The 859-nt window shown below is 36.4% G+C and carries 1 protein-coding gene; it reads left to right on the top strand.

Annotation, left to right across the window (positions count from 1 at the left end; translation table 11 throughout):
* The first annotated feature begins 349 nt into the window (after positions 1–349).
* On the top strand, positions 350–745 hold the full coding sequence (locus tag JMX92_RS13815; protein ID WP_413786872.1) for a hypothetical protein: 396 nt from the start codon (positions 350–352) through the stop codon (positions 743–745).
* Positions 746–859 lie beyond the last annotated feature (114 nt).

The raw sequence follows: 859 nt of genomic DNA on the forward strand, positions 1-859 counted from the left end.
TCATAGTACGATTGGTTATGTGTCGCCTTTTGAGTTTGAGAGACGATACTATGATAGTCTTAATGAGTCAAACAAAGCTGCCTGACTCAAGTAATCCACTCTCCGATATACTCGGGGCGGTTCAAAAGCAATTGAGTACGCCAATAAACTCGACATAGATATAATTGCATCTAATGTCACTGCTTTTCAAAATACCTTTTTCAGAATTGCAAAAACAATAGAGATACTTGCTCCTGAAAAGTATTTCTTTACCCCTTCTATTGGTGAGTACATAACTAGAGATAGTAAAACTAACAGCTTACCAGAAAACCTAAAGGTATTTTTTAACAGCTCAAGAGGGGTTTATTCGATAGATGAGAATCTATGGTGTAAGGTAATTGAGAACGGTGATATAGAAATCCCTGAAAGAAAACTACCAATTAAAGAGATCAGAGATAAGGAGTGGGAGGGCAAAGAGGTATTGTTAGAGCTCGGTTTTAAAGGAGGGATTCCTGTAAGCATCAATAAAGTAGAAATGAAGCTTTCAGATATCATTGCTTACTTAAACAAAGAATTTAAAGGTCACCCATGTTCTTTCTTCTACGGGTTAGAAGGTAATATCTTTGGTATTAAGAATCCCGAACCACGAGTTAGTATAGCTGCGTATTTAATTTACAATAGTCTTAATTATTTATCTCAAGCAACTCTTTCTTCATCTGAACTACAATTAAGGTCTGATCTATCAAGCCGTTTTGAGCTATGCTGAAGAAACCGTACACCTAAACTTGGTAAACTAAGCGTATTAATCGGAGTTTATCATGACCAAGAAAATAAGAAGCTACAGTGACGAATTTAAAGCCGAGGCCGTCAAGAAGATAGC

This window comes from Psychrobacter sp. H7-1, from assembly GCF_904846585.1.
GTDB lineage: Bacteria > Pseudomonadota > Gammaproteobacteria > Pseudomonadales > Moraxellaceae > Psychrobacter > Psychrobacter raelei.